General features: G+C 71.0%; 15 protein-coding genes. 8 read left to right on the top strand and 7 right to left on the bottom strand.

Annotated features, from left to right (window positions below; all coding sequences use genetic code 11):
* Positions 1–5: 5 nt before the first annotated feature.
* Complete coding sequence (locus tag J4573_RS23280; RefSeq protein WP_208257917.1) at positions 6–1,526, bottom strand: alpha/beta fold hydrolase; 1,521 nt, start codon at positions 1,524–1,526, stop codon at positions 6–8.
* Between the two features lie 171 nt (positions 1,527–1,697).
* Between J4573_RS23280 and J4573_RS55455 the strand changes: the two genes are divergently transcribed.
* From J4573_RS55455 to J4573_RS23305, 5 genes are all read left to right on the top strand, one after another.
* The gene (locus J4573_RS55455) at positions 1,698–2,876 is read left to right on the top strand and encodes a sensor histidine kinase (RefSeq protein WP_208257918.1); all 1,179 of its coding nucleotides are present in this window, start codon (positions 1,698–1,700) and stop codon (positions 2,874–2,876) included.
* A 9-nt stretch (positions 2,877–2,885) separates the two neighbouring features.
* Positions 2,886–3,560 (top strand): response regulator transcription factor, encoded by a 675-nt coding sequence (locus J4573_RS23290; protein WP_208257919.1) that lies wholly within the window; start codon positions 2,886–2,888, stop codon positions 3,558–3,560.
* A 91-nt stretch (positions 3,561–3,651) separates the two neighbouring features.
* Positions 3,652–4,542: an ABC transporter ATP-binding protein gene (locus tag J4573_RS23295; RefSeq protein ID WP_208257920.1), complete on the top strand. Its 891-nt coding sequence runs from the start codon at positions 3,652–3,654 to the stop codon at positions 4,540–4,542.
* Positions 4,539–5,333 carry an ABC transporter permease gene (locus J4573_RS23300; protein ID WP_208257921.1) on the top strand — a complete coding sequence of 265 codons (795 nt, stop codon included), beginning with the start codon at positions 4,539–4,541 and terminating at the stop codon, positions 5,331–5,333. Before J4573_RS23295 ends, J4573_RS23300 begins: the two co-directional genes overlap by 4 nt.
* Positions 5,334–5,381: 48 nt before the next feature.
* The gene (locus J4573_RS23305; RefSeq protein ID WP_208257922.1) at positions 5,382–6,146 is read left to right on the top strand and encodes an isocitrate lyase/PEP mutase family protein; all 765 of its coding nucleotides are present in this window, start codon (positions 5,382–5,384) and stop codon (positions 6,144–6,146) included.
* Here the strand turns inward: J4573_RS23305 and J4573_RS23310 are convergent.
* Positions 6,143–6,976, bottom strand: coding sequence for an SAM-dependent methyltransferase (locus tag J4573_RS23310; protein ID WP_208257923.1), 834 nt, complete (start codon positions 6,974–6,976; stop codon positions 6,143–6,145). The two genes, J4573_RS23305 and J4573_RS23310, sit on opposite strands and share 4 nt — an antisense overlap.
* A 361-nt stretch (positions 6,977–7,337) precedes the next feature.
* Between J4573_RS23310 and J4573_RS23315 the strand changes: the two genes are divergently transcribed.
* Positions 7,338–8,249, top strand: coding sequence for a metal-dependent hydrolase (locus J4573_RS23315; protein WP_208257924.1), 912 nt, complete (start codon positions 7,338–7,340; stop codon positions 8,247–8,249).
* Here the strand turns inward: J4573_RS23315 and J4573_RS23320 are convergent.
* Positions 8,246–9,139: a LysR family transcriptional regulator gene (locus J4573_RS23320; RefSeq protein WP_208257925.1), complete on the bottom strand. Its 894-nt coding sequence runs from the start codon at positions 9,137–9,139 to the stop codon at positions 8,246–8,248. The genes J4573_RS23315 and J4573_RS23320 overlap by 4 nt on opposite strands.
* Positions 9,140–9,215: 76 nt before the next feature.
* Between J4573_RS23320 and J4573_RS23325 the strand changes: the two genes are divergently transcribed.
* Positions 9,216–9,362, top strand: a complete 147-nt coding sequence (locus J4573_RS23325; protein WP_208257926.1) for a hypothetical protein — start codon at positions 9,216–9,218, stop codon at positions 9,360–9,362.
* On the opposite strand, the gene J4573_RS23330 is transcribed toward J4573_RS23325, so the two are convergent.
* Genes J4573_RS23330 through J4573_RS23340 form a run of 3 tightly spaced genes read right to left on the bottom strand, consistent with a single transcriptional unit; the run spans position 9,341 to position 11,498 of the window.
* A complete protein-coding gene (locus J4573_RS23330) occupies positions 9,341–10,525 on the bottom strand; it encodes an RNA polymerase sigma factor (RefSeq protein ID WP_307796834.1) in 1,185 nt (394 codons plus the stop codon). The two genes, J4573_RS23325 and J4573_RS23330, sit on opposite strands and share 22 nt — an antisense overlap.
* A gap of 50 nt (positions 10,526–10,575) precedes the next feature.
* Positions 10,576–10,929 (bottom strand): YciI family protein, encoded by a 354-nt coding sequence (locus tag J4573_RS23335; RefSeq protein ID WP_208257928.1) that lies wholly within the window; start codon positions 10,927–10,929, stop codon positions 10,576–10,578.
* Positions 10,926–11,498 carry a dihydrofolate reductase family protein gene (locus J4573_RS23340; protein ID WP_208257929.1) on the bottom strand — a complete coding sequence of 191 codons (573 nt, stop codon included), beginning with the start codon at positions 11,496–11,498 and terminating at the stop codon, positions 10,926–10,928. The genes J4573_RS23335 and J4573_RS23340 overlap by 4 nt, the downstream gene beginning before the upstream one ends.
* Before the next feature lie 146 nt (positions 11,499–11,644).
* Here J4573_RS23340 and J4573_RS23345 point away from each other — a divergent pair, with 146 nt between their 5' ends.
* Positions 11,645–12,133 carry an NUDIX domain-containing protein gene (locus J4573_RS23345; protein WP_208257930.1) on the top strand — a complete coding sequence of 163 codons (489 nt, stop codon included), beginning with the start codon at positions 11,645–11,647 and terminating at the stop codon, positions 12,131–12,133.
* A 12-nt stretch (positions 12,134–12,145) separates the two neighbouring features.
* Here the strand turns inward: J4573_RS23345 and J4573_RS23350 are convergent, their stop codons facing one another.
* On the bottom strand, positions 12,146–13,534 hold the full coding sequence (locus J4573_RS23350; RefSeq protein ID WP_372442874.1) for an NAD(P)/FAD-dependent oxidoreductase: 1,389 nt from the start codon (positions 13,532–13,534) through the stop codon (positions 12,146–12,148).
* Between the last annotated feature and the right edge of the window lie 32 nt (positions 13,535–13,566).

The raw sequence follows: 13,566 nt of genomic DNA on the forward strand, positions 1-13,566 counted from the left end.
CTGAGCTATTTCTCGCAGACGGGTGCTCCGGCGGGCAGGACGCCGGTCACCTGGTAGCGGTTGACCAGGTCGTTCACGCACGCGTTGCCGTAGCCGGCCTGGTAAGGCGCGTGCACGTCCGCGCCGCGCAGCGTGATGAGGCGCGAGCCGCTCATGGCGCGATACAGGCCCTGGCTGCTGGCATAGGTCGTACGGGTGTCCCCGGTGGCGGCGACGATCAGCGCGGGCACGCTCGTCGTCACGTTCACCGGCTTCTCGCGCGGCGGCCTCGGCCAGAACGTGCAGGGCGTGGTGGCGTACGTCAGCGGGCCGAACAGCGGCGCGGACTTGCGGACGCGCTGGATGTCGCGCCAGTAGCCCTCGACGTCGCGCGGCGCCGACGCGTCGCCGCAAATGATCGCGGCCTGGCCGCTGCCGTAGCGCGACTCGTCGCCGGTGAGCATGAACTTCAGCCCGTCCTCCAGGTCGGCGGACGGCTGAACGGTCTCGCCGGTCCTGGCGGCCTTGTCGAAGATGGCCACGCTCTCGGCCAGCGAGGCCCTCGGCTCGTCACGGTCGTCCTGCAGCCCGGCGAAGAGCAGGCCCGGCATCATGGCGTCGTCGACCTTGTACGTGCCGATGCTGAGCGGCTTGCGCAGCGCGGCGCGCTGGATGCGGTGCACCGAGGCGAGGACCTTCGCCTGGCTTGTGCCGAGCCCGTATTTGGCGTTGCGAGCGGCCGTCCAGGTGGCCCAGTGCGCGAGCGCCTGCTCGTTGGCGCCCTCGGTGCCGCGCAGCAGGGTCGGGCTCCAGCGGGCGGGATCGACGGCGCTGTCGAGCACCATCCGGTCGACCTTGTCGCCGAAGAGGGTCGCGTAGACCGCGCCCAGGTAGGTGCCGTACGAGGCGCCGTTGTAGGACAGCTTGCGCTCCCCCAGCGCGCCGCGGACGACGTCCATGTCGCGGGCGATGTTGGCGGTGCTGATATAGGGCATGACGTCGCCGCCGCGCTGCTCGCACCGCTTGGCCAGGTCCTTCTCGAACGTGACCTGCCGGTCGAACCCGCCGCGGGTCAGCCCGGCCGGGCGGATCCAGGTGGCCGACGGCCAGCCGCAGTCCACGCCGGCGCTGCGGCCGAGCGACCGCGGGTCCATGCCGACCAGGTCGAACCGCGGCCCCGCCTCCCCCATCACGCCCTTCATGTACGGCGGCATGTCGATCGCCGGGCCCGGCCCGCCCCCGTTGATCAGCATCGTGCCGATCCGGTGGGCCGGGTCGCTCGCCGTGAGCCGCGAGATCGCGATCTTGATCGTCCGGCCGCCCGGGTTCGCGTAGTCCAGCGGCACGGTCACGTCGGCGCAGCGCGCGCCGGCCTTGTCGAGCTCCTTGCCGACCTCGTCGTCGGGCCCCTGCGTACAGGCCTTCCAGGCGAGGTGCTGCTTGTAGTAGCGGTCGAGCCCGCCGGCCGACGCCGACGAGGGCGCCGCGACGACGCCTCCGATGACGGCGAAGGCGGCCGCGCCCACGATCAGATTCGTGTTCCTCATGGGTTTCGACGCTAGTTTCGCCGGGCCGCTTGATCATTCGAGCGTCCTCCCGGATCGGCCTGGGGGCCTGCGCCACCTCCCGCCCGGGGGACAGCCCCCGTATACCAAAGTCGCACCGCCACCTACCTGCGGTGACTGCCGCAGGGCGGCGCGGTCGGTAGCGTTGGCGCCGTGGTGGATCCGCGGCGCACCGGGCGCGAGTGGCTCGCCGACGTGTGCGCGGCGATCTGCGCGGCGGCGCTCGGCCTCCTCGTGCTCGCCGGGTCCGTCGACTCCTTCCCGGAGGACAAGCAGGACGGCCGGGTGGTGCGCGACATCGCCATCGGCGCGGTCGCGTGCCTGGTGCTGCTGCTCTACCGGCGCCGCTGGCCCGTCGCGCTCGCCATCACGCTGATGCTCGTCCAGATCACCTCGTCGACGGCCTACGGCTCGGCCGCCATCGCCGTCTACACCGTCGCCGTCCATCGCCCGTGGAAGGTGACCGCCTGGGTCGCCGCCGCCACGCTCGGTGTGATCACGACGGTCTTCTCGCTCGCCGGGCTGTCGGCCCGCGAGTTCCGCGACGGTCTGGTCGTCTTCTATCTGGGCTACGGGCTCCTGGTCGCCATCGGCCTGGTCGTGCGGTCACGGCGCGAGCTCATACGGTCGCTGCGAGAGCGCGCGCGGGAGGCCGAGGAGGGGCAGCGGCTGCGCGTCGAGGAGGCGCGGCTGCTGGAACGCGAGCGGCTGGCCCGCGAGATGCACGATGTGCTGGCCCACCGGATCTCGCTGCTCGCGGTGCACGCGGGGGCCCTGGAGTTCGGCGCCGACGCTCCACGGGAGCAGCGCGAGGCCGCCGGGATCATCCGCCAGTCCGCGTACGAGGCGATGGAGGACCTCCGCGAGGTGATCGGCGTGCTCCGCGACGACGAGCACGCCGCCGAGCCGGACCGGCCGCAGCCCGCGCTGTCCGACATCCCCGCGCTCGTCGCCGAGTCCCGCGAGGCGGGCGCGCACATCGAACTGGAGGTGAAGGTCCTCGATCCGGCGGCCGTCCCCGCGCGGGTCGGCCGCCACGCGTACCGGATCGTTCAGGAGGGCCTCACCAACGCCCGCAAGCACGCCCCGGGCGCGCACGTCCACGTCACGGTCGAGGCGTCCGGCGGCGAGCTCGTCGTCGACATCACCAACCCGCTGCCGCGCGGCGCGGTCGCGCACCCGGGACCGCCGCCGATGCCGGGCGCGGGCGCCGGCCTGGTCGGGCTCGGCGAACGCGTCGCGCTGGTCGGCGGAACGATCGACCACGGCAGGACCGGCGACCGGTTCCGCCTGCGCGCCCGCCTGCCCCTTCCGCATCCCGCGTCCCCATAGGCTGAGGTCATGGACTCTCCGATCCGCGTGCTCATCGTCGACGACGACGCCCTGGTCCGGGCGGGGCTGCTGATGATGCTGGCCGGGGCCGAGGGCCTGGAGGTGGTGGCCGACGTCGCCGACGGCGCCGAGGTGGTCGCCGCGGTGAACGAGCACCGGCCCGACGTCGTGCTGATGGACATCCGGATGCCGCGGCTGGACGGGCTGGCGGCGACCGAACGGCTACGCTCCCGCAGCGACCCGCCCGAGATCATCATCCTCACCACGTTCGACACCGACGACCACATCCTGCGCGCGATGCGCGCCGGGGCCAGCGGGTTCCTGCTGAAGCACACCCCGCCGCCGGAGATCATCCGGGCGATCCGGCAGGTCGCGGCGGGCGAGCCGATGATGTCGCCCGCGGTGCTGCGGCGGATGATGACCTACGTCGCCGACGCCGGGATGGACCCGCGCCAGGCCCGCGCCCGCGACCTGCTGGACCGGCTGAGCGAGGGCGAGCGCGCGGTGGCGGGGCTGGTCGGCCAGGGCCGTACCAACAGCGAGATCGGCAAGGAGCTGTCGCTCAGCGTCGCAACGGTCAAGGCGTACGTGTCGCGGCTGCTCACCAAGCTGGAGCTGAACAACCGCGTCCAGATCGCGCTGCTCGTGCACGACGCGGGCCCGGAGGAACGTTCGGAGATCTGACGTTCGGTGATCTGACCATCGACTTTGGTCGATGCGGCGGCCGACGCCCGGCCGATGCGGGGGAACGGGCGCAGGCGGCACGCTGAGAGGCATGATCAGTGTTGAGCGCCTGACCAAGCGCTATCGGGAGACCACGGCGGTGGCGGACGTGTCGTTCCGCTGCGAGCCGGGGACCGTCACGGGGTTCCTCGGCCCGAACGGGGCGGGCAAGTCCACCACGATGCGGATGATCTGCGGCCTGACCCCGCCGACCAGCGGGTCGGCCACGGTGAAGGGCGTGCCGTACCGCCGCATCGGCAACCCCGGCCGGCACGTCGGCGTCCTGCTGGACGCGGCGGCGCAGCACGGCGGGCGCACGGGCCGGGAGACGCTCTCGCTGACCGCGCAGATCCTCGGCGTCGAGGGCACCAAGGTCGGCGAGGTCCTCGACCTGGTGGGGCTGCCGCCCAAGGCGGCCAGGCGCCGCGTCGGCGGCTACTCGCTCGGCATGCGGCAGCGGCTCGGCATCGCCCAGGCGCTGCTCGGCGACCCGAGCGTGCTGATCCTGGACGAGCCCGCCAACGGCCTGGACCCCGAGGGCATCTTCCTGATGCGCACGCTGCTGCGCGACTTCGCCGACCGGGGCGGCACGGTCCTGCTGTCCTCGCACCTGCTGCGCGAGGTCGAGGCGGTCGCCGACCGGTTCGTCGTCATCGCGGGCGGGCGGATCGCCGCACAGGGCACCAAGAGCGAGCTGCTGCACGCGCCCGGCGGCGTCCTGGTCCGCGGCCTCGACCCGGCCGCGCTGCACGCCGCGCTCACCGCCGCGGGCCTGGCCGTACGGCCCGAGGCCGACGGCTCGTTCGTCGTCCAGGCCTCCGCCGAGGCCGTCGGCCGCGCGGCGGCGGCCGCGGGCACCGTCCTTCTCGAGCTTCGCCAGGCCCAAGACGGGGGCGGCCTGGAGCAGCTCTTCCTCAGCCTCACCCACGGAGCCGCAGCATGACCGCCACGACCACCGCGACCGCCCAGGCCACGCCCAGCGCCCTGACCGAGCCCGCGCGGCCGTCGCTGGCCATCCTCACGGCCGTCGAGGTCCGCAAGATGGTCGACACCCGCGCGGGACGCTGGCTGCTCATCCTCATCGGCCTGACCGCCGTCGCGATGATGCCGGTGATCCTCTTCGCGGCCGACAAGGACGACCAGAGCCTGATGGAGTTCCTGTCCGCCTCGCAGATCGGCGTGACGCTGCTGCTGCCCGTTCTGGGGATCCTCTCGATCACCAGCGAGTGGTCCCAGCGCACGGCGCTCAGCACGTTCTGCCTGACGCCCGAACGCCATCGCGTGGTGATCGCCAAGCTGGCCGGCGGCTCCGCCCTCGCCGCGGTGTTCGTCGCCGTCGGCACCGTCACCGCCGTCCTCGCGCGCACGGTCGGCGCGGTGACCGGCCAGTCGGGCGGCAGCTGGGACCTGCCCATCTCCGGTCTGGGCAAGATGCTGCTGCTCGCCGTGATCGCGCTGCTGAGCGGTGCCGCGTTCGGCATGGCCTTCATGAACTCGCCGCTCGCCATCGTGCTCTACTTCGTGCTGCCGACGGTCTGGACGACGCTCGGCCAGATGGTGCACTGGCTGAAGGGCCCCGCGGGCTGGCTCGACACCAACCGCACCCTGTCGGCCATCGGCGACGCGAACGTCTCGGCCGGCGAATGGGCGCGGGCGGGCACATCACTCCTGGTCTGGCTGCTCATCCCCATGGTCATCGGCCTCATCAGGCTGTCCCGCCGCGAGGTGAAATAGGCCGATCCTTCGACCGCCGCCGAAGCGTCCCCGTTCTAGCGTCGGGACATGAACTTCCGCGACCTGCACCACGGTGACCGCCCGCTGCTGCTGCCGAACGCCTGGGACTTCGCGAGCGGGGCCGCGCTCGCGGCCGCGGGCTTCCCCGCCGTCGCCACGACCAGCCTCGGCGTCGCGGTGGCGGCGGGCAAGCAGGACGCCCGGGGCGGCACGGTCGAGGAGACGATGATCCTCGCCTACTCCCTCGCCCGGCTGCCGGCCCCGGTGAGCGTCGACATCGAGGGCGGGTTCTTCGACGACCCGAAGGAGGTCGGCGACCTGGTCGCCGAGCTCGCCTCGTACGGCATCGCCGGGATCAACATCGAGGACGGCAGGCCCACGGGCCCACTCGCCTCCACCGAACATCACACCGCCGTCATCGCGGCCGTGAAGCAAGCCGCTCCCGACGTGTTCGTGAACGCCCGCACGGACACGTACTGGCAGTTCGACCAGGGCTCGGCCCCCGAGACGCTGAGCCGCGCGAAGGCCTACGCGGACGCCGGAGCCGACGGCATCTTCGTCCCCGGCGCCGCCACCGACGCCGACATCGAGGCACTAGTGACCGGGATCGACCTCCCGCTGAACGTCCTCTACATGCCAGGCAAAATGACCTACGAGCACCTGGCTGACCTAGGCGTAAGCCGTATCAGCACGGGCTCACTGCTCTTCCGCGCAGCCCTCAACACCGCAGTCACCACAGCGCTCGAAATCACGAACGGCCCGGTCGACCGCCCCATCCCCTCCTACTCCGAGGTGATGAAGCTGGTGGACTAAGGCTTGCGCCCGACGCCGCCCAGGAACCACACCAGGTCGGCGTCCTCGCCGGGCTCGGTCTCGGGCCGCCACCAGGGCACCCACTCCAGGCCGGGCTCCACCATCTCGAAGTCCCCGAAGAAGCGCTGCACCTCATCCCGCGTACGCGCCTTCGCGGGCGAGGCCGTCCGGCTGTAGATCTCCTCAAGCCGGTGCACCACGTCCGGACGCAGATCCGGGCACCCATGCGAGACGGCCAGGAAACTCCCCGAGGGAAGCGCGTCGCGAAGCCGGTCCAGTATCCCGTGCGGGTCCTGATGGTCGGGAACGAAATGCAGTATGGCCAGCAACAACAACGCCACCGGCCGCTCGAAGTCGATGAGCCGCTTGACGTCCGGGTGGTCCAGAAGACTCTCTGGCTCCCGCAGATCCGCCGTAATGACCGTCGTCTTGTCGTTGTTGGCGAGCAGAGCCCGCCCGTGCGACAGCACCACGGGGTCGTTGTCCACGTACACGACCTGCGCGTGCGGGTTGTAGCGCTGCGCGATCTGGTGAACGTTGTCCTGCGTGGGAAGCCCGGTGCCGATGTCGAGGAACTGGTCGATCCCGTGCTCCTCAGCCAGGAACCGCACCACTCTCGCGAGGAACGCCCGGTTCTCCCGCACGACCCGAGGGAACAGCGGATCGGCGGTCACGGCCTCGTCGGCGCGTTCCCGGTCGACCGACAGATGGTCCTTACCGCCCAGCAGGTAGTCGTACATGCGGGCGACGGAGGGCGTCTCCATCTCCAGCTGCGTGGGCGTCCACCCGTCGGCCGGGTCGTGCAGACCACCCAAACGCCTCTCGGTCATCAGGCACCGTTCCCCTTCAAGATCTTCTAAGCCCCAGTAAATCACTCCAGATACGGTCACCGCCCATGGATCCACACGCCGGCGGCTGAACCGCCCGGCTGATCGGGCCGTGGTACTGGATACGGCGCGGGCGCTTGAACGCGTTCCGGAGCTTCTTGGTCTCTCTCCGCATTTCATCGCGACGGGAATTCGGGGGGATCGAGCGGCTCGTTACGGGGTGCCCGCGGTGGGACACGGTACGTGCGCAGGATTGGACAATTAACGGGGAATCCTTGTCCGGTTCAGGCTTATCGATGGTTCCGCGTGGGGCCTTGTGGTCGCATGTCTCGTGGCACATTTGCGGCATGAGGGGCGGGAGTGAATGGTGCCTTCGGACATTGAGCGGCATCCGCCGATCAAGACGCGGCGGGTCGCGTTCGACTGGGAATCGACGCCGTTGCACTGGATTCCCGGCGCGCCGGTCGCCACGCACATGGTCAACTTCTTCCAGGTGCTGCTGACGACCGGGGAGAAATGGTTCGTGCAGTGCGTTCAGGAGGCGACGCCCTGGGTGCGCGATGAGCGGCTGCGGGCGGAGATCAAGGGGTTCATCGGGCAGGAGACCGTGCACGCGCGCAGCCACCAGGGGGTGCTCGACCGGCTGCTCGCGCGCAACGGCATGGACACCGGCGAGATCACCCGTGAGGCGCACGTCAAGCTGGCCGAACGCCAGGAGGCGATGGCGGCGATGGCGCGGCGGTCACCGCGCCGGTTCCGGCGGCGGCTGCTCTTCGAGCTGGGCGCGGTGGCGGCGATCGAGCACTACACGGCGGTGATCGGCCAATGGATCATCGAGAACGACCGGCTCGACGAATGCGGCGCCGATCCGACGATGCTCGATCTTTTCCGCTGGCACGGGGCCGAAGAGGTAGAACATCGTTCGGTGGTGTTCGACGTTTACGCCGAGCTCGGCGGCGGCTATCTGTTGCGGATCTTGTCGTGGGCGGTGGCGGTCTTTCTGCTCTCCACGACGCTGGCCCGTGGAACGGTCATGCTGCTGAAATGCGACCCAACGATCACTAAGCCGGTGACATTCGGGCGCGTATACCGCTCGTATCGCAAGTCGGTCCGCAGGAAACAGATTCCGGGCATGGTGGGGTTCTTCTTCGGACGCGAAGCGCTGACCTATCTGAGGCCCTCACACCATCCTTCGCAGGTGTGCTCGACGCAGGTGGCGCTGGACTACCTGAGGCGGTCACCGGCCGCGCTCGCGGCAGGCTACGACCCCTACTAGGCGGAGGCGGCCTCATCGGCCCGCGGGGCCAGGTGGTCCAGGAGGGCGGACGCCGCGGGGTTGCGAGGGCGCGGCGCGCGGCCGACCAGGATCACGGTGCGCGCGGGGTCTGGCTGGCGCATCCGTACGCAGGGCAGCCCGGCGCTCTCCCCCACCAGGCGCGGCACGATCGCGATGCCGATGCCCGCCCGGACCAGATCGACCAGGAACCTGATCTGGGTGACCTCGCAGGTGATCTGGCGATGCAGGCCGCAGCCCGCTGCCAGGCGGCGGACGGCCGTCTCCAGGCCGGTGCCCGCGCGGAAGTCCACGAAGGGCTCCTCGGTCAGGTCCGACAGCAGCACCCGCTCCTCCCCCGCCAGCCGGTGGTCGGGAGCGGTCACCAGGACCAGCTCCTCGTCCCAGCTCGCGAACGTCGTGAGCCCGTCGGGCAGCTCGGCACCGTCGAGGGCGACGTAGGCCAGGTCCAGCTCCCGCGCCAGCAGGGCGTCCAGCAGCTCGCCGGTGGGCGCCTCGCGTACGGAGATCTGCACGCCCGGCCGGCGGCGGTGGAACGCGGCGAGCTCGGCGGGCAGGTCGACGCCCGTGAGCGTCTGGATGCTGCCGATCGCGACCCGTCCGGTGGTCAGCTCGGTCACGGCCGCGACGGCGTCCCGTGCCGCCACCGCGTCGGCCAGCAGCGCGCGGGCGGCGGGCAGCAGGGCGTGCCCGGCGGGGGTGAGCACGGGCCTGCGCCCGGTCCGGTCGAACAGGTCGGCGCCCAGGTCGTGCTCCAGCTTGCGGATGGACGTGCTCAGGGCCGACTGGACGATGAGCTCCGCGCGGGCGGCGGCGGTGAAGCTCCCGTGGTTGGCGACCGCCACGAAATGGCGGAGCTGGCGCATCTCCATCCATCGATTCTATGGATGGCGGACAGCTAAACGATGTGTTGGACCGATGGGAGGCGGCCGGACCAGGCTGGGAGCCATGAACCACGTACCCCGTTTCTGGTCGGCCGCCTACGGCCCTGACCGCTCGCCGATCACCCGTTTCCTCGCCCGCCGCGCCCTCGCGGTCCGGGCGTTCGTGTACGACCTCGCCACAGCCGATCATCAGCCGTTCGCGAGTCTGTGACCCTTCAGCTCGTCGATGCGGCGTTCGAGGAAACGGCGTTCGACCTCCGTCGTGGACAGGTCGAGCGCCCGCTCGTAGGCCGCGAGCGCTCCCGCGACGTCGTCCATGCGCCGCAGCAGCTCGGCTCGCGTCGAGTGGAAGTACCGGTATTCGCCCAGGTCCAGCTCGTCCACGATCGCCAGCGCGGCAGCGGGGCCCTCGACTTCGGCGATCGCCACCGCGCGGTTCAGCGCGACGACGGCCGACCCGGTCAGCTCGTGCAGCCGGTCGTAGAGCGCGGCGACGGCCGGCCAGTCGATCGGCGTCTCGGTCTGCAGCGCGGCGATGGCGGCCTGCACCGAGTAGGCGCCGCGGGCGCCCAGCCTGACCGCATGGTCGAGCAGCGCCTTGCCCTCCTCGATCTGGGCGTCGTTCCACAGCGCGCGATCCTGCTCGTGCAGCGGAACGATCTCGCCGTCGCGCACTCGCGCCGCCCGCCGCGAGTCGTGCAGCAGCATGAGCGCCAGCAGCGCCCGCGCGTCGGGCTCATCGGGCATGAGGCCGATCAGGATCCGCCCGAGCCTGATCGCCTCGGCGGCCAGGTCGGCCCGTCCGTCGCCGTACCCCTGGTTGAAGATCAGGTACAGCGCCGCCAGCACCGAGCGCACCCGCTCGGGCAGCGCGTGGTCGGGCGGCACGGTGAACGGGATGCCGGCGACCCGGATCTTGGTGCGGGCGCGCGTCAGGCGCCGCTTCATCGTCTCGTCGTTCACCAGGAACGCCCGCGCGATCTCCGGCGTCTCCAGGCCGCCCAGCGAGCGCAGCGTGAGCGCGACGCGGGCCTCGGGATTCAGCGCCGGATGGCAGCACAGGAAGAACAGCTCGAGCCGTTCGTCGGGGATGATGGTCTCGTTCATCTCGATCTCCACCGGCTCCGGCCGATCCAGCAGCCGGAGCTTCTCCGCGTAGGTCCGGTCGCGCCGGAGCCGGTCGACCGCCCGGCGCCGCGCGGTGACGACGAGCCAGGCCCCCGGGTTGTCGGGGGGCCCGTCGCTCGCCCAGCGTTCGGCCGCGATGGCGAACGCCTCCTGCGCGGCCTCCTCGGCCAGGTCCACGTCGCCGAGGTACCCGACCAGTGAGGCGAACACCCTGCCCCACTGGTCGCGGAAGACGTCCTCCAGCACGTTCAACTCGGTTCTCCGTGTCGTCGGTGATCCGTGTCCTCGGTGATCCGTCAGCTCAGGTGCTCGGTGTACTCCGCCAGCGGCCGCACCTCGACCGAGCCGCCCATGCGCAGGGCCGGGATGCGCCGCGCGAGCTCCAGCGCCTCGTCCAGGTCGGCGGCCTCCACGAGGAAGAACCCGCCGAAGATCTCCTTGGTGTCGGCGAACGGCCCGTCGGTCAGCAGCAGCTCGCCGTCCAGGTCCCGCACCGTGGTCGCGGTGTCGCCCGGCTCCAGGCGCGCCCCGGTGAGCGTCCGCCCGTCCCGCCGCACGGCCATGTACTCCGCGGTGATCGCGGCGCGCTGGTCGCCGTCCAGGCCGTCGTAGGACCCGGGGCGCTCGTTGATCAGCAGTGCGTACCTCATCGACGGTCTCCTTCGGGACGGTCGTACACCATGCGGACGCCCGCGCCCGCCTGCTCGGCCTTCGTCAGCTCCAGCTCGATCGGTCCGGCGCCGTCGAACAGCCGCCGCCCCTGACCGACCACGGTCGGGAAGACCATCAGCCGGTACTGGTCTACCAGGTCGCGCTCCCGCAGCGCCTCGACGATCGCGGCGCTGCCGGTGATCACGATGTCCTGGTCCCGGCTGATCTTGGTGACGGCCTCGACGAGGTCGCCGTCCAGCAGCGCGGAGTTGTTCCACGCCGACAGGTCGTCCAGCGTCCGCGAGGCGACGAGCTTCGGAATGGCGTTCATCTTCTGCGAGAACTCGTCCTCGCGGCCCGGCCAGATGTGGGTGAACAGCTGCCAGGTGACGCGGCCGAGGAGCATGACGCCGGTGTCCAGGATCGTGCCCAGCTGGAACTTGTCGCCCGCGACGGCCTCGGGGCCGTGCCGGAACGCCCAGCCGCCGAACGCCGTGCCGCCCGAGCCGTCCGGGTCGTCGATGACGCCGTCGAGGGTGATGAACTCCATGACGATGACCTTGCCCATGATGCTGCTCCCTTGTGCCGTTCCGGTTGTTCGGCGAGAGGACGAACCGGGACTCCGTCAGGGGACAGCCCGCCATTGTGATTCAGGTCACATCATTCGGAGCGCGTCCCAGGCGCTTTTCACATCCAGCGCGGACAATTGTTTGTATGAGTTGGCTCCCTCCCGAGCAGTACATCCGGACGCTACCGAACGCGACGATGTACGCCGCTCTGTATTTCACCGACTTCGAAGGAAATCCCTTCGCACTCCGGTCGGCGCACAACGTGGAGAGGTGGCAGTTTCCCGGCGGCAACGTCGAGCACTGCGACGCCTCTCCCTTCGCCGCGGCGGTACGCGAGTGCCGCGAAGAGACCGGCATCGAGTTCCAGGGCCCGCCCGTCCTGCTGCTCACCCACTTCCTGCCCCCTGAACGCCGCTGGCCGTCGGCGAAGGTCGGCTTCGTCTTCGACGGCGGAATCCTGACGCCCGACGTGCTCGACCGGATCGTCCTCGATCCGGAGGAGCACTCGGAGTGGCTCGTCCAGTCCCTCACTGAGTGGGAGACGACCATGAGCATGCGTCTCTACGCCCGCGTGACGGCGCTCGACGAGGCGCGCCGCACCCGTTCGGCGGCCTTCCTCTGCGAAGCGGCCTGAGGCCGCCTGTCGCTAGTGGCCCGTGATGGCGTCGGCCACGCGGGCGAGGACCGACGTGCGGGATGAGTGCTGCTCTCGCGCGTCGGCGGTGCGGTAGAGCGCGTACATCGACTGGACGCCCAGCCACCGCAGGGGCTCCGGCTCCCAGCGGCGGACCTTCCAGTTGACCCACGGCAGCCGGGCGAGTTCGGAGTCGCGGCGCAGCACGAGGTCGCGCAGCGTACGGCCCGCCAGGTTGGCCGTCGCCACGCCGTGACCGGTGTAGCCGCCCGCGTAGCCCAGCCCGGTCTCGTGGTCGAGCACCACGGTCGAGCACCAGTCGCGCGGCACGCCCAGCACACCGCTCCACGAGTGCGCCACCTGGGCTTCGGACGCGGCGGGGAACATCGCGGTCAGCATCTGCCAGAGGGCGCCGGTGGTCTGCGCCCGCGTCCGGCCGGCGTCGTCGATGCGGGAGCCGTAGCGGTACGGCTTGCCCCGCCCGCCGAAGGCGATGCGGCCGTCGGCGGTGCGCTGCGCGTACATGTAGTAGTGCGCCATGTCGCCCAGCAGCTCGGCGTTCTCCCACCCGATGGCCTTCCAGGCGGTCTCCGGCAGCGGCGTGGTCACGATCATCGAACTGTTCATCGGGAGCCAATCACGGTGGTGGCCGGGCACGGCCGCCGTGAAGCCCTCGGTGGCGCGGATGACGTGGTCGGCGGTGACCGTGCCGTGCGGCGTCACGGCCGTACGAGGCTCGATGCGGGTGACCGCGGTCCGCTCGAAGATCTCCACTCCCAGGTCCCTGACGCACCGCGCCAGCCCCTGGGCCAGGGCGGCAGGCTGGACGCGGGCGCAGTGCGGGCTCCAGATCGCGCCGGTGAGGCCTTCGACGTTCAGGTTGGGGTCGACGAGCATCAGATCGTCCTCGGTCCAGCCCCAGTCGCGGGAGGTGGCGATGACCTCGCGCAGTCGGGCGGACTGCGCGGCGTTCCGCGCCACCGTCAGCACCCCGCTCTTGACCAGGTCCGCCTCGATCCCCTCGGCCGCCGCGACCCGCAGGACCTCGTCCACGGTGGCGAACATGGCCCGCTGGAGGGCGACGGCGGCGGGACGGCCGTGCCGCCGGGCGTACCGTTCCCGCGACCCGGCCAGCTCACCGACGACCCAGCCGCCGTTGCGGCCGGACGCGCCGAACCCGGCGAACTCCTTCTCCAGGATCACGATCCGCAGGTCCGGCTGCGCCTTCTTCAGGTAATACGCGGTCCACAGGCCCGTGTAGCCCGCGCCGACGACGCACACGTCCGCCGTCCGGTCGCCCGGCAGCGGCTCGCCCGGGCGCGGCAGGCCGATCTGCCGGTACCAGTACGAGACGGAGCCGTTGACGTGATCGGCGGCGCGCACGGAACTCATGGCGCTCATACTGCTGCATCCGACAGCGAATGGCACCCTCG

Origin of the sequence: Actinomadura barringtoniae (assembly GCF_017573505.1) — a bacterium.
Taxonomy (GTDB): Bacteria; Actinomycetota; Actinomycetes; order Streptosporangiales; family Streptosporangiaceae; genus Spirillospora; species Spirillospora barringtoniae.